We start from the raw sequence: 21415 nt of genomic DNA on the forward strand, positions 1-21415 counted from the left end.
TATCTTTAAAAAGTTTTTGAACAGTAAGTATGGAGGAAGATAAAGTTAAGGAAATGGCTGCAGAGCAGTCTAAAAATGAAGTAAAAAGTGATGCTAAAGGCTTGTTGGTAAGTATCAAAAAATACTTAAAAGAGCTTTTAGATTTTAGAGATGATACAGATCATGAAGCCACAATAGAGGCTATTAAAGCTGATATTTCATTTAAAGGAGCGACTGCTTGGATTTTAATTTTTGCAATATTTGTGGCGTCAATAGGGTTAAATGCAAACTCAACTGCAGTCGTAATTGGAGCCATGCTCATATCGCCTTTAATGGGGCCTATTTTGGGTATCGGAATGTCTTTTGCCTTAAATGATATTAATACTTTTAAAAAGTCCCTGGTGAATTTGGGGACCATGATTGGGTTAAGTTTATTTGCCTCCTTTATGTTCTTTTATTTCTTTCCTTTAAGTGAAGATACTTCTGAATTATTAGGACGTGTAAGTCCGGATATTAGAGATGTACTAATTGCTTTCTTTGGTGGATTAGCATTAATGGTTGCAAGAACTAAAAAAGGTACTGTAGCTTCCGTAATTTTTGGTGTAGCAATTGCTACAGCTTTAATGCCACCGCTTTGCACTGCTGGTTACGGATTAGCAAAAGGTAATTTTTCTTACTTTTTCGGAGCCATGTATTTATTTACGATTAATACTATTTTTATTGCTTTAGCAGCTTTTATAGTCTTAAAATTGTTAAGTTTTCCAATGTATAAATATGCAAATGCTGCGAAAAGAAAACAGTATGCAACCATAGCCTCTATTGTAGGCTTAGCCGTAATGATACCTGCAATATTTACCTTTATTAATGTATTTAATAAAAGTAGAATTAATAACCAGATAGAAATTTTTATTAAAACTGAAATTAAAAACAATCCTTCCTTAACTCTTATAGATTACGAGAGAGACCTTGAAAGAAAAACGTTGAAACTTAATTTTTTTAATGAAATAACAGATGCTACCTATAATGACTTGAGCAATGAAATAAATAGTAATGTTTCTTATAATAATTTAAAAGATTTTAAGTTAGAGATAAAAGGGAGTGATACAAAAAGTTTTGAATTAATTACAATAGCGTATAAAGAAAATAGGGAGGAGTTGCAAGAGAGCAAAAATATTATTAATGGTTTGCAAAAACAAATAGCAGCTTTGCAAGAAACAATTTCTACACTAAATACAAGAATTGAGCAAGATGCTTTGAATAAAAATCAAAAAGTAATTGCATTTAGTAGAATTGCTAAGGATGCAAAAATTAGATACGTAGATATTGAAGCCATTGGTTTTGCTAATGTTTTATCATCAAAAGATTTTATTAAGATAGATACAATTCCTGTTGCAACGATTAAATGGAATTTAAAATTACCTGATAGTATTATCAATCCAAAAGAAACAGAACTAAGAGCTTGGCTTCAAAAAGAAATGGAATTAGATACGCTTTTTATTAAGAGAGAAAAATAAAAAAAAAAGCATTCAAAAGAATGCTTTTTTAACTTCTAATTATTTAGAAATTATATTGTTTTACCTCTACATTCTGATTGAATAAATACACTTTTTGGTTATTCATATTTAAACATTCAAATCTTGTTCTTCGTTTATTTCCTCTTCTGTAAATGATGTTTTTAAATTCAAATAAGCTCCCAGAATTTATTTCAAAAATAAAATTTTTCCCTTTTTCTGCTTCATTCCCTTTTAAAACTAAGGATAGGTTTACATCAGAATCTGTGCTCGCTTTTGGGTTTTTTAAGTATGTAGCTAAAAAAGGTAATATTTTTGTTGGATAAATTTCAGGTCTTAAAAAAGGTAACATTAGATGCTGAAATACCATTTTCCATTCTTTGCCATGAGGTTGCGCTCTTCCAAATTTCTGATGCGTAACATGGTGTGCAATTTCATGTACCAAAGTCAATAAAAATTGATATTTGTTAAGATTGTTATTGACCGTAATTTGAAATCTACCATCTGGAAGTTTTCTGAAATCACCGTGTTTTGTTTGTCTTTGATTCACGATTATTAAATCAAACGAATGTTCATCAATTAAAAATTGAACAAAGGGAATTGCCTTTACTGGAACGAAGTTTTTATAATCTGTACTCAAAAAAATTAGGGAGTTGTAGATGATACTTGCAAAACTTTACCATTATAAAACGTATTTCCAGTTAAAGAAAAATCATAGATATAATTCGCCATTTCTTTAGCGGAGAGCGGTGCTTTGTAATCAGGAAAAGCTTCAGCTAACATTTCTGTTTGGACAGCTCCAAGAGCTAAAACATTAAATGCAATTTGATGTTCTTTGTATTCTTCGGCTAATAATTCAGATAGGGTTATAACTGCTCCTTTTGCAGATGAGTATGCTGCTAAACCAGGGAATTTCATACTTCCTTGTATGCCTCCCATAGAACTTATGGTTACAACATGACTTCTTTTTTGTAAAAATGGAATTAAATTTTTCGTCAATTCAGCAACCCCAAAAACATTTACTTTATAGACTTCTAGAAAATCATCAGAAGTTAATTCAGTAAAAGGTTTGTTAATTAGTTTTCCTGCATTATTGATTAAAATATCAACTTGTTTCCAGTTATTTTTGATGAACTCCGTTACTTTTTCAACATCAGAACCTTTCGAAATATCAACGGAAATCATGGAGATATTTTTATGGTTTATTGCTGATATAGGCTTTATATTTCTAGAGATTGCTAAAACACGATGTCCGTTGTTGGCAAACATTTTTGCTAACTCAAAACCAATTCCTCTACTTGTTCCTGTAATAACAACGTTCTTCATTTAAATTTAAAATTTTGAAGAAGCAATCTACTTAATTTTTCATACATTTAAGAATTAAAATCAAACAAATGAAAAAAATAGTTCTACTTTTTATTGCATTTATTTTTATGCAAAATATAACAGCACAAACTACGTATATTTTATGCGGAAAATTGATTGATACAAAATCGGGAAAAATCAATACAAAAAAGACCATTGTTGTTCAAGAAAACAAAATAATCGATGTCTTGGATGGGTATGTTATGCCAAAATCAGGCATTTCAATTGACTTGAGAGACAAAGTTGTAATGGCTGGTTTAATAGATATGCATGTGCATATAGAACAAGAATATGATGGAAAAACAAGAATTAACAACTATATTTTAAATGAGGCAGATATCGCTTTTAAGTCAGTTGGTTATGCACAAATAACCTTATTAAATGGTTTTACTTCTGTTCGAGATTTAGGTGGTACAGGTGTAAATATATCTTTAAAAAAGGCAATTAAAGCGGGTATAATTCCAGGTCCAAGAGTTTTTACGGCTGGAAAATCTTTAGCAACTACCGGAGGTCATGCAGATCCTACAAACGGCAGTAGTAGAAAATTTATTGGAGATCCTGGGCCAAAAGAGGGTGTTGTTAATTCTTTAGAAGATGCTAAAAAAGCTGTAAGACAGCGATATAAAAATGGAGCTGATTGGATTAAAATTACCGCAACTGGGGGTGTTTTAAGTGTAGCGAAATCTGGAGATAATCCGCAATTTACCATAGAAGAAGTTAAAGAAATTTGCCAAACTGCTAAAGATTATGGAATGCACGTAGCAGCCCATGCTCATGGGGATGAAGGTATGCAACGTGCTATTATTGGTGGAGTAAAAACCATAGAGCACGGTACACATATGAGTGATGAAACAATGGAACTCATGAAAAAGTACGATGCATATTTAGTACCTACAATTACGGCAGGTAAAGAGGTTGCAGAGAAAGCAAAAATTGATGGATTTTATCCTGCAATTGTAGTGCCTAAGGCTCTGGCTGTTGGGCCGCAAATTCAAGGTACTTTTGAAAAAGCATATAAAAAAGGAGTTAAAATTGCTTTCGGAACGGATGCAGGAGTCTATCCTCATGGAGATAACGGAAAAGAATTTGCATTTATGGTTGAAGCAGGAATGCCTGAAATGGAAGCTATTCAATCGGCGACAATTACAAATGCGATGTTGTTACAAATGGAGAATGAAATAGGACAAGTTAAAAAAGGTTTTTTTGCTGATATTATTGCCGTTAATGAAGATCCTACAAAGAATATTTCTACAATGGAAAATGTTGTATTTGTTATGAAAAACGGAGTTATTTATAAAAAGTAATTATGCAGATCTGTAACTGACAATTGCATTAATTTAAGTCTAGTATAAAGCAATGACGTGTTATTAATAGGACTTATTTATTTATTGTTTTGGAAAATTAAAATTTTAATAAATGAAAGTAAACTTGTTTCCTCGCTGCTCTTGTTTATATGATTTTACTGGGATATAATCTTGGAAAGTTTATTATAATAGCAATCTGTTGACTTTCTCTCTAAATCTGAAATGATTACCTAAAGCCTAATATTTTAGAATAAAAGATTAATGTTTTTTATGGGTTTTCCTATTTTCTCAGAAATGGTAGTTCAATTCTAGTCAAAGGTAATGTGCTGGTATGCTCCAATATCCGGACTTATAGTTCTGTCAATTCCTAAAATATCGGTTGAAAAAAGTGTTACTTTTGCTTTGTTAATTGCATCAGAATCTTGCCCAATAATAAAATCTTCATTTTGAGAATCTTTAAAATGTGAATTTCCATTTAAGATAATATTTTGATAAAGAGAGTTTGTGAAATCTAATTCATTATTGTCATTAAAAGAGTTATTTGTATCATTAAACTGGATCATGCAATTACTAATGTTGTAATTAAAAACTCCTCCACCATCGGCTTTGTCGAGGACAAACTCGATGTTATTATTTCCATCGAATATACAATTGGTAAAATTAGCAGCAACTAAGTCTCTAGTTTCAATAGTTTCTTGTCCATTTTCATCTTCATAAGTAAAAAAATTATTTACCAAAACTGCTGGTAATTGTCTAATTCCATTATTCCAAAAATTAGCAAAAGTACTATGTGTAAAATTATAAGTTCCTCCAATCGTTGCCGCTAAAGAAGCTTCACCTGCAGAGCCAATAACTACATTATGAGCTTCAATATTTGTTTCTCTAGCAAGAATTCCAAAGTTTGAATGATTGTAAATTTCTGAGTTTTGCAATTTTAAAGTTGGTGTAGAAGCAGAACCTAAACTATCTATTAGAATTCCAATAATTCCGTTTTTAATTTGTGCGTGATAAATTTCATTGTCTTTACTTCCTGCGCGCATCCAAATTGTGCCCCATTGCCCTGGAATTTGACTAAAATTATTTTCTAATCTATCACCTTGAAAAACAACTTTTTCAGTTAATGTCCCATTTACTTTAAAGGTGGCTTTGTCATCAATAATTAATCCAGAATTATTATGAAAATAGATTCTTGCTCCGGCTTCAATAGTTAACGTCCTGTTACTGGGTACTGCTGCATAACCATAAATAACTGTTGGTTTTGAATTCGTAATAGTAAGCTCAGTATCAGTTAAAAATCGACCTTTAATATTTGTTGCTTGTCCATCAATGGTTAAGCTATCAATTTTCATGGTAATTGGATCTTTACCAGGATAAATAAAATTAGCGTCTTGGACTAAAGTTACCAAATCGACATCTTGTTGATTGGAGCCAGTATCAAATAAAATTCTATCTGTGTATAAAGGATTTGCAACGTTACTTGCGTTGATGGTAGTTTCAATAAATACAAAAATGCTGTCTTGTGCTAAAATGTCTATGTCATTAAATGCCTTACCTGCAATTCCATCAACATTTAATCTATAGTTAGACGAAGTCCCTTTTTCGAGTGCAATTTCCGGAATTGTAATCGATTTATTTCCTCTGTTATATACCTTTAGGTTATAAGTTCCAGAACCAATATTTGAGAAAATCGTATCTAAAAAAATAGTGTCTTTAGAAAACTCTAAACTCCCAAAATTAGGAATAGTAGAGAAATCTTTTCTACAAGAACTCACAGAAATTAAGGCAACACAAATAAGAAAAGTAATAAAATAACGCATAAATCAATTTTGTATAAAAATAGAACTTTAAAATGATTGGTTTATTATTTTTTAATCAATTTGATTTCAAAAAGTTTCGCCCAATTTTTACCTGTAACAAAAAGTCTGTTGTTTTCTTTATCAAAGGCAATTCCATTTAAAACTTCATCTTCAGGAACTAACTTTTGAGTTTTTTCCATTTCCTTTTTTAAATTAGATAAGTTTGCAACACCTAAAACAACACCTGTTTTTATATCAATGATTACAATTACGTTTTGTTGATATTTATTTGCATAAATTTTATCTTCAATTAATTCCAGTTCATTTAAATTATCAAGTGCATACTTGTTTGTGTATACTTGAATAGATTTTTTTTCTGAAAGCGTTTCTGGATCTAAAAACCAAATTTTGTTCGAACCATCAGACTTTATAAGCTCAGTACCATTATTCGTCAAGCCCCAGCCCTCTTGACTTTTATTGTAGGTAAACTCTTTATCTTGTTTAAAAGTTTCCAAATCATACACAAAACCTTTTTTAGCTTGCCAAGTTAGCCAATAAATTTTGTTGTTTAAAATGGTCATTCCTTCACCAAAATATTTTTTGTCTAAGTTAATTTTCTTTAAAACCTTACCTGTTTTAATTTCTACTTTTCGGAGTGTAGATTGTCCTTTTCTGCCTGTAGTTTCATACAGGAAACCCTTATGATACTCTAAACCTTGTGTATATGCTTTTTTGTCGTGAGGAAATGAATTTATAATTTCGTAGCTATAAATTGCAGGAGCCTTGTCAGCCAAAACTTCAAAAGAGTTATTTTCCTTTTTTGTTTTTCCAGGGTAAAAAGCCAGGGCAGAAACAGCATGTTTTCCAACACCTAATTGAGCAGTGTTTATAGTAACTGAATTCCCGTTGGCAGAAATTTCTTTTCCATTTATAAAAAACTGAACTTCGTCTAAAGGTTTATTATTCTTTTCTTTTAAAGTAATCGTAACTAAAGAGTTTAACGTTGTTTTTTTTGTGACGTCTAAAGTAAATTTATAATCGTCATTACAAGAGGTAAAAGAGAAGGTGGCAAAAAAGGAAATAAGAACAGCAATTTTCTTCATTATATATGTTTTGTATTTTGGTTTAAAGATATAAAAATGAGATATATTAACTGCTTCTAATGGTAAAGTTAATCGGAATTTCATTTAAATTCTTTGAAAGATCAAATAAACACAAATTTTTATTTGTAAATTAAAAAATAAGGTTAAATTTGCATCCTCTAAATAGTAATATAAAGCTATTTATAGACTTAAGTAAATACTTACCAAATTTACTTCTGACGAACATAACATTAAAGAATTAAAATATTATAAAATGAAAAAAGGAATTCATCCAGAAAATTATAGAATGGTAGCTTTTAAAGACATGTCGAATGAAGATGTTTTTTTAACACGTTCTACCGTAGATACTAAAGAAACTTTAGATGTTGACGGTGTAGAGTATCCTTTAGTAAAATTAGAGATTTCTAGAACTTCTCACCCATTTTACACTGGTAAATCTAAACTTATTGATGCTGCAGGACGTATTGATAAATTTAAAACAAAATACGCGAAATTCAAGAAGTAATTCTCTTAGAATTTTATACATATTGAAAGCTCCAACATTTATTTGTTGGAGCTTTTTGTTGTTATTCATTTATAAACTCGACTATAGAATCAATTCGAAGCCTGAAACTGAAATTAGCTTCAGAAGAGAATTGCTGAGAGGTTGCAAGCCCAATCTTATTTTTATATTTTTCTACAAAAAATTAGAAGTTAATTGTTTTCTTATGATATTTTTATAAAAAAACCATCTCTTTTGAGATGGTTTAAAAGTTAATTTTTAAAAATATGTTTGCTACATATAATCTTCTATTGGGTTGCAGGAACAAATTAAGTTTCTATCGCCATAGGCGTCATCAACTCTTCTTACGGTTGGCCAAAATTTATTATCAGCAATGTAGGCCAAGGGAAAAGCAGCTTGCTTTCTTGTATATGGTAATGACCAATCATCAGAGGTTAGCATTTCTTGAGTATGAGGCGCGTTTTTCAGAGGATTATTTGCATTTTCCTTTGTCGCTTCAGTTATTTCTTTACGAATAGAAATCATTGCATCACAAAAGCGATCTAATTCCGAAATACTCTCAGATTCTGTAGGCTCAATCATCATTGTTCCGCCAACTGGAAAGGAAACAGTGGGTGCATGAAAACCATAATCCATTAATCGTTTTGCAATATCTACAACTTCAATCCCATTTTGTTTAAAATCTCGGCAATCAATAATCATTTCGTGAGCTGCACGTCCTTTTTCACCTGTATATAAAGTAGGGTAATAGCCCTCTAAACGTTCTTTAATATAGTTCGCATTTAAAATTGCTGTTTTTGTTGAATCTGTCAACCCTTTTGCACCTAACATGGTAATATATCCATAAGAAATTAAACACGCCAAAGCAGAACCCCAAGGTGCAGCGGAAATTGCAGTAATTGCATTTTTTCCTCCAGTTGCAATGATAGGGTTGGTTGGTAAAAATGGTACTAATTGCGGAGCTACACAAATTGGGCCAACTCCTGGGCCACCGCCGCCATGCGGAATGGCAAATGTTTTGTGTAAGTTTAGGTGACAAACATCTGCACCAATGGTTGCAGGATTTGTTAATCCAACCTGAGCGTTCATATTTGCACCATCCATATAAACTTGACCTCCATTATCATGAATTATTTTGGTAATTTCTTGAATTTCACTTTCAAAAACTCCATGGGTTGAAGGGTAGGTTACCATTAAGGCGGCTAAATTATTTTTATGGATTTCAGCTTTTTCAAGTAAATCAGCTAAATCTATATTTCCATTTTCAGCAGTTTTGGTAACAATAACTTTCATTCCTGCCATAACAGCAGAGGCAGGATTTGTGCCGTGAGCAGAAGCAGGAATTATACAAATATTTCTATGTGAATCTCCATTTGATTGATGATATGCTCTAATTGTCATTAAGCCTGCAAATTCTCCTTGCGCACCAGAATTTGGTTGCAAAGAAGTACCGGCAAAACCAGTTACAATATTTAATTGGTGTTCTAGTTTTTGTAAAACTTCTTGATAACCTTCTGCTTGATTCAGCGGCACAAAAGGGTGAATATTTCCCCATTGTGGATTACTTAAAGGTAACATTTCTGAGGCTGCATTTAGTTTCATTGTACAAGAGCCTAAAGAAATCATAGAGTGATTCAATGCTAAATCTTTACGCTCTAGTTTTTTGATATAACGCATCATATCAGTTTCAGATTGATATGTGTTAAATATTTCATTATCTAAAAATGAAGTGTTTCTTTGTACGTTTTTTTCTATATTGTTTTCTCTAGAAATAGAAGGTATAGTGTTAGAATTTAAGTTTAAAACTTCTGTAAAAACAGCAATAATTGCATTTAATTCTTTTAAACCAGTAGTCTCATTAACAGATATAGACAAAGTTCTATCATCGATATAATTAAAGTTTATCCCGTTTGCTTCAGCAACAACTTTCACTTTTTGGGATTCAGCTTTAACTGTAATAGTATCAAAATAAGAAGTGTTGGTTTGTTCAATTCCTAAATCAGATAATTTATTAGCTAAGGTGATTGTTTTATTGTGAACAGAATCCGCTATAAATTGTATTCCGCTTTTTCCATGAAAAACAGCATACATTCCTGCCATTACCGCTAATAAAACTTGTGCCGTACAAATATTAGAAGTTGCTCTCTCACGCTTAATATGTTGCTCTCGTGTTTGTAAAGCCATTCTCAAAGCACGTTTTCCATTTTTGTCTTTGGTAACGCCAATAATACGACCAGGAATACTTCTTTTATAAGCCTCTTTTGTTGCAAAATAGGCTGCATGAGGACCACCGTAACCTAGAGGGATTCCGAAACGTTGTGTTGTTCCTACTACGACAGAAGCACCAAATTCTCCGGGCGCTTTTAATTTTACTAAGGATAAAATATCCGCTGCAACGGCTACTTTTATCTTATTCTTGTTCGCTTTTGATACAAAACTTTCATAATCGAATATTTGCCCAAATTTCCCTGGATATTGTAAAATTGCTCCGAAAAAATCATCACCAAAATCAAAATCTTCATGATTACCAATTACCAATTCAATCCCAATAGGAATTGATCTTGTTTGCAATAAGGATAAAGTTTGTGGTAGTATTTCGTTAGAAACAAAAAACTTATGTGCACCCGATTTTTTCTTTGCTCGGTCTCTAACATCAAATAACAATGCCATCGCTTCCGCAGCCGCGGTAGATTCATCTAATAAGGATGCATTTGCTAATTCCATGCCTGTTAAATCGCAAATCATCGTTTGGTAATTCAACAAAGCTTCTAATCTACCTTGCGCAATTTCCGCTTGGTAAGGAGTGTAAGCAGTGTACCAACCTGGGTTTTCTAAAATATTACGCTGAATTACACTTGGCACAATTGCTTCATGATATCCTAAACCTATATAACTTTTAAAAACTTTGTTTTTTTCTGAAAGTTCTTTTATATGCGCTAGATACTGATATTCGCTCATAGCAGGTTCTAAATCTAAAGGATTTTTTAGACGGATATTATCAGGAACAGTTTCATTAATTAAGTCCTCTAAACTATTAGCTTTAATGGTAGCTAACATTTTTTCTTGCTCTGCATTACTAGGACCAATATGCCTAAGTTGAAACGAATTTGTATTCATTTATTAAGTTTTGTGTACGATTTATTTCAATCGATTTCGTGTTCTTTTTTGCTTGAAAAAAAAGATTTTTTTTGGCACCTCAAAAATAAGAATTAAATAAATTAATTACTATCTGAAAATGAATAAAATGATGTTAATTATTAACTAAAAATCGATGTTATGAACAGAAAGGTTATTTTTGTTTAATGAATTTTTTTAAAATAATATTCAATTTTTATATCAATGCCAGTATTCACGTGGGTTTCACTGTTTATGCTTTTGTAAGGATCACTGAACAATATTTTGGACTATCTTATAATGGGAATTTAAATTATTTTATTTTCTTCGGAACAATTACGGGTTATAATTTTGTCAAATATGCTAGTGTTGCAAAATTACATCATAGAAGGCTAACAAAAAATTTAAAAATAATCCAAATATTTTCTTTTTTTTGCTTTATAGGAATGGGTTATTATGGCTATCTAATTCCCAAAAATACGCTGCTTTATATAATTCCACTCATACTACTTACATTTTTGTATGCTGTTCCTTTTTTAAGTGGATTTCATAAAAGTTTGCGTCAGGTGAGTTATTTGAAAATTGTAGTTGTAGCATTAGTTTGGACAGGATTTACTGTATTAATACCTTTAGTTGATGTAGATAGAGAAATTTCCATAAATATTATGTTAATAATGTTGCAACGTTTTTTAATTGTAGTGGTTTTAATAGTGCCTTTTGATATCAGGGATGTAAAATATGATGCTATTTCTTTGCAAACAATTCCTCAGAAAATCGGTATCAGAAACGCCAAAAAATTAGGTTTAATGTTGCTGGTACTTTCATTAGTTTTAGAATATTTATTCACTACTTCAAATGTGGTAAAAACACCATTTATGATTTTCTTTTTTCTATTGATTATTCTGTTAATGAGGGCAAAAACAGATCAATCTAAATACTATAGTTCTTTTTGGGTAGAGTCGTTACCAATCGTTTGGTGGTTGCTTCTTTTGGGATTTCATAATTTTTAAGGGGTTAATGTGTTTTTTTTTGTAAAGTTTTTTGATATTTAAACTATATAAAATAGATATCATAAAACTATACAATTACTTCTTACTTACCTGCTAAATTTGTAGATTTACTTGCTTAAAAACAATTCAGATTCTGAAAGAAATGATTACCGAAAAAAGAAATTATATTTTCGATTTTGATAGCACTTTAACACGTGTAGAAGCATTAGATGTTTTAGCTGAAATTACGCTTCAAGACAACCCTAAAAAAGGAGAAATTATTCAAGAAATAATAGATATTACTAATTTAGGGATTGATGGTGAAATATCTTTCACAGAATCTTTAGAAAGAAGAATTAAGTTGTTAAACGCGAATGAAGCTGATTTATCAGGTTTAGTAGCAGCTTTAAAAAAACAAGTATCAAAATCCATAGAAAGTAACAAAGAATTTTTTGAAAATTTTGCGGATGATATTTATGTGATTTCTTGTGGATTTAAAGAATTTATAGATCCTATTGTAGAAGAATACAATATCCCTTCAGAAAGAGTGTTCGCAAATACGTTTAAGTTTGCAAAAGACGGAAAAATTATTAGTTTTGATGCTGATAATCCACTTTCCCAACACAACGGAAAAATACAGTGTCTAAAAGACATGAATCTAGAAGGAGAAATACAAGTAATTGGTGATGGGTATAGTGATTATGTAACCCGTGAAGCTGGAGTGGCAGATAAGTTTTTTGCTTATACAGAAAACGTTTCAAGAGTTAAAACAACAGAAAATGCTGACCATATTGCCCCAAATTTAGATGAATTTTTATACGTAAACAAGTTGCCAAGAAATATCTCATATCCCAAGAATAGAATTAAAATTTTATTATTAGAAAACGTGCATCCAGATGCTTTCTCGAAGTTATCTACAGATGGTTTCTCAGTCGAGACAGTTTCTAAAAGTTTGTCTGAAGATGAATTGATCGAAAAGATAAAAGACGTACATGTCTTAGGTATTCGTTCTAAAACAAACGTTACACAAAGAGTTGTTGCTGCTGCTGAAAAATTGATGGTAGTAAGTGCTTTTTGTATTGGGACAAAACAAATTGATTTAGAAGCTTGTAAAGAAAAAGGAATCGTTGTTTTTAATGCTCCTTATAGTAATACACGCTCTGTAGTAGAGTTGGCAATTGGAGAAATTATTATGTTAATGCGTAGTGTTTTTCAGAGAAGTACAGAAATACATAATGGTCAGTGGAATAAGACAGCAGAAGGTAGTAGAGAAGTTCGTGGTAAGAAGCTAGGAATTATAGGTTACGGTAATATTGGTAAACAATTATCTGTATTGGCGGAAGCTTTAGGAATGGATGTTTATTATTATGACGTTGAAGATAAATTGGCACTAGGTAATGCAACTAAAATGAATACTTTAAAAGAGTTGCTGGGAATTTCTGACGTGATTACTTTGCATGTTGATGATAATGCAGCGAATAAAAACTTCTTCGGAGAAACAGAAATCTCTCAAATGAAAGATGGAGCTCATTTAGTAAACCTTTCTCGTGGATTTGTAGTTGATATTAATGCATTAGCAAATGCATTGAAAAGCGGAAAAATAGCGGGTGCGGCGGTTGATGTTTATCCTTCTGAACCAAGAAAAAACGGAGAGTTTTACACAGAGTTAAAAGGGTTGTCAAACGTTATTTTAACACCACATGTTGGCGGAAGTACAGAAGAAGCTCAGAGAGATATTGCAGATTTTGTGCCTAGTAAAATTATGGCCTATATAAATTCTGGAAATACGGTGGATGCTGTAAACTTCCCAAATATTCGTTTGCCAAGACAAACCAATGCGCATCGTTTTTTACACATTCATAAAAATGTTCCAGGCGTAATGGCAAAAATCAATAAGATTTTAGCAAAATATGATTTGAATATTACGGGTCAGTATTTATCTACCGATCCTAAAGTTGGTTATGTAATTACAGATTTAGATAAAGAATACAACAAAGAGGTAATTGAAAAATTACGAAACGTAGAGGGAACAATTAAGTTTAGAGTTTTGTATTAACTATCTCTTTAAAAATTAAAAAAAAATACCCTTCGGATTTTAAGAAACTGAAGGGTATTTTTTTAAGCTTTTTTTTCTTGTTTCTTTGAAGTCAGAAATGAAATACAGGCCAATATTAATGGTTGAGTTATAATTTTATTTTTTCTTTTAAGTCAATAATATTATGATCATCAATATTTAGATAACGTTTGCTACCTAGATAACGATTCCTATTCATTTCATCATAATGAGATTGGTTTTTATCCATAGAACTCAAATGTACATTTCCAGATGCATGAATGAATTCCATTTTATCATTGCCCAACCAAATTCCTACATGCGTTACTCTTTGGTTTTTTTCTGGTGTAGCTTTTCTTCCAAAGAATAACAAATCTCCTTTTTCTAAGCCTTCAAATTTTAAATTGATGTCAACAGTTTTACCTGCATTAATTTGTTGTGAAGCATCTCTTGGAATGATAACCCCATTCATTAAATAAACCATTTTTGTAAATCCACTGCAATCCATTCCTTTAGAAGAAGTTCCTCCCCATAAATAAGGAAAACCAATCATTGTTCTAGATATTGATTCAATATTTTCTTGGGTAGCTTTTAAGTTTTTTAGCCAAGAAAGATAGATGACAGCTTCATTTTTCTTGATAAAACCAATTCTGTTATCAGGATATTTTACCTCATAAAATTGCTGGTCTTCAGAGACATACTGTAGCGATCCTCCAAGAGTAATATCAGAAACAATTATAGCGTTTTCAGATTTTTCACCATATACATAACCAAAATTCTTTGTAAAAATTATTTTTTTAGAACGATTCCAAGTATCAATTTCAGTCTTATTCATTCGTGTAATTCCTCCTTTGTCAACCCAAGAGATATAATTATCAGGAGTTTGGATTCTATAAAAATCACCTTTTTTATCCAGTACTTTTAAAGCTATTCCTAATAAACCTTGAGTACCTAATTCAGCAGAGTGTTTTGGTTGAGAACGAATGTTTATAACTGAATTTCTCGCTACCGCAAATTGTTGATTTCCTACCGCAGAATCTGGCAAAATGCGAACTGCATTGATGAAGTCAACGTTTCTTTTATTTAAACTATCTTGAAGTATAGAAAGCGCTTTTTTAGAAGTAGTTTCTCCTTTTAAAATTATTTGATTATTCAAAAATTCGAATTGAATATCAAATAATTCAATCCTTTTGTCCGGAGCAAATACTTTTTTTATAGCTGTTCGCACGTTTTCTAATTCAGTAATCGTTTTTTCCCTGTCTTTACAAGACAGGGAAACAGTCAATAGTAATAGAAAAAAAAGCTTTATGATTTTCATTAATAAGATATTTTTCAGCTAAAATACAAAAAATCAAAACTCAAAAAACTGAATTCTCAATAGGATTGTTTTATATTTGAAGTAAATCATTTTTTATTAGATGCAGTATCAAAATTCTTTAGCATACGCTAAACAACAAGATAAAGAAGATAAAATTTCTTATCTACGAAATCGATTTCATATTCCGAAAGATAAAAACGGCAGCGATTGGTTGTATTTTACTGGAAATTCTCTTGGTTTACAGCCAAAATCTACAAAAGACTATATCAATCAAGAATTAGAAGATTGGGCAAATCTTGGAGTTGAAGGTCATTTTGAAGCAAAGAATCCATGGTTGAATTACCATGAATTGCTAACGGATAAAATGGCAAGAATTGTTGGTGCAAAACCAATTGAAGTTGTAGTGATGAATACATTAACAACTAATTTGCATCTTTTGATGGTTTCATTTTATAGACCAACGAAAGCAAAATATAAAATTGTTATAGAAAGTGACGCTTTTCCTTCAGACAGATATGCAGTGCAATCGCAACTTAAGTTTCACGGTTTTTCAGAAGATGACGTTATTGAATGGAAACCAAGAAAAGACGAGGTATTATTAAGAATTGAAGATTTAGAACAAATTGTTTCGGAACAAGGAAACGAAATTGCATTGTTATTAATTGGAGGCGTAAATTATTATACGGGTCAGTTTTTAGATATAAAAAAAATTGCAGAAATAGGGCATTCAAAAAAGTGTATTGTTGGAATTGACTTAGCGCATGGAGCAGGTAATATTCAACCAAATTTACATGATTCTGGGGTAGATTTTGCAGCTTGGTGTACGTATAAATATTTAAATGCTGGTCCAGGAAGTTTAGCAGGATTATTTGTGCACGAAAAGCATGCTAAAAATAAAGATTTACCGCGTTTTGCTGGTTGGTGGAATCATAATAAAGAAACCCGTTTTAACATGCGTCAACCATTTGATGTGATGCAAGGAGCAGAAGGTTGGCAATTGTCAAATCCGCCAATATTATCGATGGCTGCAATAAAAGCATCTTTAGATATGTTTGACGAGGTTGGAATGGATTCTTTAAGAGATAAGTCAGAAAAGTTGACAGGTTATTTTGAGTTTCTAATTAATGAAATTAATTCTGAAAACATTAAGATTATTACACCATCAAATCCAAAAGAACGAGGATGTCAATTGTCCATTCAGGTAAAAAATGCAGATAAAAGTTTACATAAAAAACTAACAGAAAATAATATTATAACCGATTGGAGAGAGCCAGATGTAATACGTTGTGCACCCGTACCAATGTATATTTCGTTTGAAGATGTATATAGAATGGTTTCAATTTTAAAAGATTTGCTATAAATGAATAAAAAAGATAAAATACTAATTATTGGAGCAGGACTTTGCGGTTCATTGCTAGCTTTAAGACTTGCACAAAGAGGTTTTGAAGTAGAAGTATATGAGAGTAGACCAGATTTAAGAACTACAAATATTTCTGCGGGAAGAAGTATAAATTTAGCATTATCAGACAGAGGTTTAAAGGCATTGCGTTTATGTGGAATGGAGGAAAAGGCAAGAGAATTTTGTATTCCTATGTTTGGCAGATTAATGCACGATGCACACGGAAAAACCTTTTCTTCAAATTATTCAGGGAGAGAAAATGAATTTATAAATTCAATTTCTAGAGGTAATTTGAATGCTCTTTTATTAGACGAAGCAGAAAAACACGACAATGTAACTATTCATTTTAATAAACAGTGTAGAACTGTAGATATAGAAAATACAGTTGCTCATTTTAAAGATTATCAAACTAAAGAGGAGTTCTTTGTTGATGCTGATGTAATTTTTGGTTCAGATGGAGCTGGCTCATCATTGCGAAAAAGCTATATTTCTGAGCGTAAATTTTTGTTTAGTTATTCTCAAAACTACTTAAATCATGGGTATAAAGAATTAGAAATTCCTGCTAATAAAATGGGCACTCATCAAATAAGTAAAGAGCACTTGCATATTTGGCCTCGTGGTGATTTTATGTTAATTGCGCTGCCAAATATGGACGGAAGTTTCACGGTAACTTTATTTTTAAGTTATGATGAAGGTGAATTTAATTTTGAGAATTTAACTTCAGAAGATAAAATTACAGCATTTTTCGAGAAAGAGTTCCCAGATGCTTTGGCTTTAATTCCCAATATAAAAGAGGAGTTTATAAACAATCCAACAGGGCCGTTGGGAACTATAAAATGTTCACCTTGGAGTTATAAAAATAAAACTTTATTAATTGGTGATTCTTCGCATGCTATTGTGCCTTTTTATGGGCAAGGCATGAATGCTTCTTTTGAGGATGTTTTTGTGTTTGATGAAATTTTAAATCAGAATTTAGAAACTTGGGAAGCCGTTTTTAAGGCATATCAGAAAGCTAGAAAACACGATACAGATGCCATTGCAGATCTGGCGATTGATAATTTTCATGAAATGAAAGATCACGTTGCGAATCCGATTTTTAAAGAAAAAAGAAAAATAGAAATGGATTTAGAAAAAATATTTCCGACTCAATATTTTTCTAAATATTCTTTAGTTACTTTTAATGAGAATATTGGTTATAATGAAGCCATGAAAAGAGGAAGAGCGCAAGATAAGGCGCTATTGAATTTAATTGCAGATAATGACATTTCTACTTCGTTAGAGATGTCAATAGAGGAATTGGAAATCGTGTTGAGAAAAGTACAAGAAGAAACAAACGAAATTTTGCAAGAAGATAAAATTGCAGGTATGAATGAAAGAAACTAAAATTAAAAACAAAGGAATAAAAGAGAATGAATATAAAATTTATAATGATTTGTATTTGTTGTCCAATATAATTTACAAGTAGTAATATTTTTAACAATTTATTTAACGGAAATTAAAAAGAACAGCAATCACAAGAAATGTAAGAACCACATTAAGGTTATTAGAATTAGCAATAGAATAAATATGTCAGATAAAAAAGTAACACCAAGAGGAGCATATCCGCACGTAAAAGTAGTAGGCGATTTTATTTTTGTTTCAGGAACGAGTTCAAGAAGAGCAGATAATACTATTGCAGGAGTTGATATAATTGATGAAATGGGAACAAAATTTCTAAACATTGAAAATCAAACAAGAGAAGTTTTACAAAATATTGATAAGAACTTACAAGCAGTTGGAGCGAGTATAAATGATGTGGTGGATGTTTCTACATTTTTGGTAAACATGAATGATTTTGCAGGATATAATAAAGCCTATGCAGAATTTTTTAATGCAGAAACTGGACCAGCAAGAACAACTGTTGCGGTACATCAATTACCACATCCAGATTTGGTAGTTGAGATTAAAGTAACGGCTTACAAGAAATAATTATGAAAAGTATTATCGCAATATCAGTTTTTTCATTGATCCTGAGTTCTTTAAGTGCACAAGAAAACTGGGATCCAAAAATTAATTCAAAACTTTCAGAAGTTTTAGTTAGTCATAAAGAATTTGTAAGCATTCCTAACTTGCCTGCTGATAAGCAAAAAATGTATGAGAACATTGATTGGGTTAAAAATAGATATGAAAAAGTAGGGTTCCAACTAAAAAAATTAGAATCATCCACATTACCAGTATTATTTGCTCAAAGAATACTCGATCCAACGTTTAAAACAGTTTTATTTTATTTTCATTTGGATGGACAGGCTGTAAAACCTAAAATGTGGAATCAAAAAAATCCATTTCTTCCCATGCTAAAAGAACAAAAAGAAGATGGAGACTGGAGAGCAATTCCTTGGTCTAGTTTAAAAGGGGAAATTAATGATGATTGGAGAATTTTTGGAAGAGCCGCCGCAGATGATAAAGCGCCAATTATAATGTTTTTGTCCGCTCTAGAATTATTGCAAAAACAGCACCAAAATCCTAAATTTAATATTAAAATTATTTTCGATTTGGAAGAGGAGTATGGTTCTCAAGGTTTTTTATCAACTTTAAAAAAGTATAAAGAAGCATACAGGTCTGATTACATGATTATTATGGACGGTCCTGCTCATAACTCTAATCAACCAACATTAACGTTTGGGTGCAGAGGAATTGCTACATGCAGTATTACTACATATGGATCAAAATTGCCTCAACATAGCGGACATTATGGAAATTATGTTTCTAATCCAGTATTTAGTCTTTCTAGGTTACTCACTTCAATGAAATCTGATGATGGAAAAGTCTTGATTAAAGATTACTACAAAGGAATTAACATAAATAAAGTAGTATCTAATATCCTAAACTCAGTTCCAGACAGCACAATTGATATTAATAATTCGTTACTGATTCATAAAGCAGAAAGTGTTGGAGAAAATTATCAAGAAGCATTGCAATATCCTACTTTAAATGTTAGGCAAATAGGTACTTCATGGAAAGGAGAAGGTTTAAAAACTATTATTCCTGAATATGCAACGGCAAATATTGATGTTCGTTTGGTAGTTGAAACTGATGGGAAATTACAATTGGAGAAAATTAAAAAGCATATTAAAAATCAAGGATTTTTAGTTTTGGATAGAGTTCCGACTGATAAAGAAAGGCTTGAAAATTTTAAAATTGTAACTTTTAAAGGGAATTCGGGTATAAATGCTTTTAGAACTCCATTGAATTCTCCATTTGGAGAAAAATTAAGAATCTCTTTAACCTCAATATTTGGCAAGAAACCCGTTAGCATTAGAACTATGGGAGGAACTGTTCCAATTATTTCGGCAATTAGCGAACTAAATATTCCTGCTATTATTGTTCCGATGGTGAACATGGATAACAATCAGCATAATCCAAACGAAAACATAAGAATTGGAAATATTAGGCAAGGAATTAAAATTTGTTTGGCTATTTTAAACACGAGTTTATAGTATGGGGAATATTCAAAACTACATAAATGGTGAATTTGTGAATCCAATTAAAAATAATTGGATAGACAATTACAATCCATCAATTGGGGAGGTTTGTGGACAAATACCTAATTCAACAAAAGAAGATGTAGAAATAGGATATTTAGCTGCAGCAAAAGCTTTTCCCAAATGGTCCAATACCACCTTAGAAGAAAGAAGTAAAATCTTATCGAAAATAGCAGGTTTAATTCTAGAAAAATTAGATTTTTTAGCAAAGGCAGAATCTGAAGATAATGGAAAACCAATCAGTTTAGCAAAACAGATCGATATTCCAAGGGCTGCGAGTAATTTTCAATTTTATGCAAATGCAATTACACAGTTTTCAACAGAAGCTCACGAGAGTCTTGGTTTAAATGCGTTGAATTTTACACTTCGCCAATCAATAGGAGTTGTAGGTTGTATTTCTCCTTGGAATTTACCGTTGTATTTATTTACATGGAAAATTGCACCAGCAATTGCTGCAGGTAATTGTGTCGTTGCAAAACCAAGTGAAATTACGCCAATGACAGCGTATTTATTAGGAGAAATTTGTAATCAAGCCGGCCTCCCAAAAGGGGTGCTAAATATTATTCATGGTATGGGTAGCTTAACAGGACAAGCAATTGTAGAACACCCAAATATCAAAGCAATTTCTTTCACAGGAGGAACAAGAACGGGTGCCCAAATAGCTAGAATTGCAGCGCCAATGTTTAAAAAGTTATCTCTGGAATTGGGAGGGAAGAATCCAAATATCATTTTTGCAGATTGTAATTATGATAAAATGTTGGAAACTACAGTTCGTTCTTCATTTGCAAATCAAGGTCAGATATGTTTATGTGGAAGTAGAATTTTTGTGGAAGAAAAAATCTATGAGAAATTCAAAAAAGACTTTATTGAGAAAGTGGCTGAATTAAAAGTAGGACATCCATCAGAAGAGAACACAAATATTGGTGCTTTAGTTTCTAAAGAACATTTAGAAAAAGTAAAGAGTTATATTGATATTGCATCAAAAGAAGGCGGAAAACTTTTGTTTGGAGGTGAAAGAGTAAGTGTCAATAATTGCGAAAATGGATACTATTTACAGCCTGCAATTATAGAGGTTTCGGATAATCAATGTAGATTAAATCAAGAAGAAATTTTTGGACCTTTAGTCACAATTATGTCTTTTAAAAGGGATGAAGAAGCATTGCAATTAGCGAATGATGTAAAATATGGGTTGTCATCAACTTTATGGACGAATAACTTAAACAGAACCATGCAGTTCTCTAAACAATTACAGGCGGGAATTGTTTGGGTAAATACTTGGATGTTACGTGATTTAAGAACCCCTTTTGGTGGACAAAAAGATTCTGGTATTGGTAGAGAAGGAGGTTTTGAAGCTTTACGGTTTTTTACAGAACCTAAAAATATTTGTATTCAATACGAATAAGGTAAAGGAAATTAAAATATATAAATGGATTTGATCTTGACTCGTATGAGGTTAGATTT

16 protein-coding genes are annotated in these 21415 nt (G+C 31.4%); 10 read left to right on the forward strand and 6 right to left on the reverse strand.

Annotated elements, in window-relative coordinates; translation table 11 throughout:
* Positions 1-29: 29 nt before the first annotated feature.
* A complete protein-coding gene (locus ATE90_RS02735; RefSeq protein ID WP_036783673.1) occupies positions 30-1493 on the forward strand; it encodes a DUF389 domain-containing protein in 1464 nt (487 codons plus the stop codon).
* A gap of 43 nt (positions 1494-1536) precedes the next feature.
* Here ATE90_RS02735 and ATE90_RS02740 read toward each other — a convergent pair whose 3' ends face one another.
* Positions 1537-2130 carry a SprT-like domain-containing protein gene (locus ATE90_RS02740; protein ID WP_036783675.1) on the reverse strand — a complete coding sequence of 198 codons (594 nt, stop codon included), beginning with the start codon at positions 2128-2130 and terminating at the stop codon, positions 1537-1539.
* 5 nt (positions 2131-2135) lie between these two features.
* On the reverse strand, positions 2136-2816 hold the full coding sequence (locus tag ATE90_RS02745; protein ID WP_036783676.1) for an SDR family NAD(P)-dependent oxidoreductase: 681 nt from the start codon (positions 2814-2816) through the stop codon (positions 2136-2138).
* 68 nt (positions 2817-2884) lie between these two features.
* Here ATE90_RS02745 and ATE90_RS02750 point away from each other — a divergent pair, with 68 nt between their 5' ends.
* Positions 2885-4159, forward strand: coding sequence for a metal-dependent hydrolase family protein (locus ATE90_RS02750; RefSeq protein ID WP_091954851.1), 1275 nt, complete (start codon positions 2885-2887; stop codon positions 4157-4159).
* Between the two features lie 308 nt (positions 4160-4467).
* Here ATE90_RS02750 and ATE90_RS02755 read toward each other — a convergent pair whose 3' ends face one another.
* Together ATE90_RS02755 and ATE90_RS02760 are read right to left on the reverse strand one after the other, a co-directional pair.
* The gene (locus tag ATE90_RS02755) at positions 4468-5976 is read right to left on the reverse strand and encodes a hypothetical protein (protein ID WP_036783680.1); all 1509 of its coding nucleotides are present in this window, start codon (positions 5974-5976) and stop codon (positions 4468-4470) included.
* Between the two features lie 44 nt (positions 5977-6020).
* Positions 6021-7058: a glutaminyl-peptide cyclotransferase gene (locus tag ATE90_RS02760; RefSeq protein ID WP_036788032.1), complete on the reverse strand. Its 1038-nt coding sequence runs from the start codon at positions 7056-7058 to the stop codon at positions 6021-6023.
* A gap of 253 nt (positions 7059-7311) precedes the next feature.
* On the opposite strand from ATE90_RS02760, the gene ATE90_RS02765 reads away from it, so the two are divergent.
* Complete coding sequence (locus tag ATE90_RS02765) at positions 7312-7563, forward strand: type B 50S ribosomal protein L31 (protein WP_036783682.1); 252 nt, start codon at positions 7312-7314, stop codon at positions 7561-7563.
* Between the two features lie 270 nt (positions 7564-7833).
* Here the strand turns inward: ATE90_RS02765 and gcvP are convergent, their stop codons facing one another.
* Positions 7834-10677 (reverse strand): aminomethyl-transferring glycine dehydrogenase, encoded by a 2844-nt coding sequence (gene gcvP, locus ATE90_RS02770; RefSeq protein WP_036783684.1) that lies wholly within the window; start codon positions 10675-10677, stop codon positions 7834-7836.
* Positions 10678-10862: 185 nt separating this feature from the next.
* Between gcvP and ATE90_RS02775 the strand changes: the two genes are divergently transcribed.
* Positions 10863-11684: a membrane protein gene (locus ATE90_RS02775; RefSeq protein ID WP_036783686.1), complete on the forward strand. Its 822-nt coding sequence runs from the start codon at positions 10863-10865 to the stop codon at positions 11682-11684.
* A 142-nt stretch (positions 11685-11826) separates the two neighbouring features.
* Positions 11827-13719, forward strand: coding sequence for a phosphoglycerate dehydrogenase (gene serA / locus ATE90_RS02780; RefSeq protein WP_036783688.1), 1893 nt, complete (start codon positions 11827-11829; stop codon positions 13717-13719).
* A gap of 127 nt (positions 13720-13846) precedes the next feature.
* Here serA and ATE90_RS02785 read toward each other — a convergent pair whose 3' ends face one another.
* Positions 13847-15034 (reverse strand): C40 family peptidase, encoded by a 1188-nt coding sequence (locus ATE90_RS02785; protein ID WP_101450745.1) that lies wholly within the window; start codon positions 15032-15034, stop codon positions 13847-13849.
* 100 nt (positions 15035-15134) lie between these two features.
* On the opposite strand from ATE90_RS02785, the gene kynU reads away from it, so the two are divergent.
* The 5 genes from kynU to ATE90_RS02810 all read left to right on the forward strand — a co-directional run bounded on the left by kynU (position 15135) and on the right by ATE90_RS02810 (position 21356).
* A complete protein-coding gene (gene kynU / locus ATE90_RS02790) occupies positions 15135-16394 on the forward strand; it encodes a kynureninase (RefSeq protein ID WP_036783692.1) in 1260 nt (419 codons plus the stop codon).
* Positions 16395-17816, forward strand: coding sequence for an FAD-dependent oxidoreductase (locus ATE90_RS02795; RefSeq protein ID WP_036783694.1), 1422 nt, complete (start codon positions 16395-16397; stop codon positions 17814-17816).
* A gap of 183 nt (positions 17817-17999) precedes the next feature.
* The gene (locus tag ATE90_RS02800) at positions 18000-18401 is read left to right on the forward strand and encodes a RidA family protein (protein WP_036783696.1); all 402 of its coding nucleotides are present in this window, start codon (positions 18000-18002) and stop codon (positions 18399-18401) included.
* Positions 18402-18403: 2 nt separating this feature from the next.
* On the forward strand, positions 18404-19909 hold the full coding sequence (locus tag ATE90_RS02805; RefSeq protein WP_101450747.1) for a M20/M25/M40 family metallo-hydrolase: 1506 nt from the start codon (positions 18404-18406) through the stop codon (positions 19907-19909).
* Position 19910: 1 nt separating this feature from the next.
* Positions 19911-21356, forward strand: coding sequence for an aldehyde dehydrogenase (locus ATE90_RS02810; protein ID WP_036783700.1), 1446 nt, complete (start codon positions 19911-19913; stop codon positions 21354-21356).
* Positions 21357-21415: the final 59 nt, after the last annotated feature.

Source organism: Polaribacter sp. Hel1_33_96 (assembly GCF_002846595.1).
GTDB lineage: Bacteria > Bacteroidota > Bacteroidia > Flavobacteriales > Flavobacteriaceae > Polaribacter.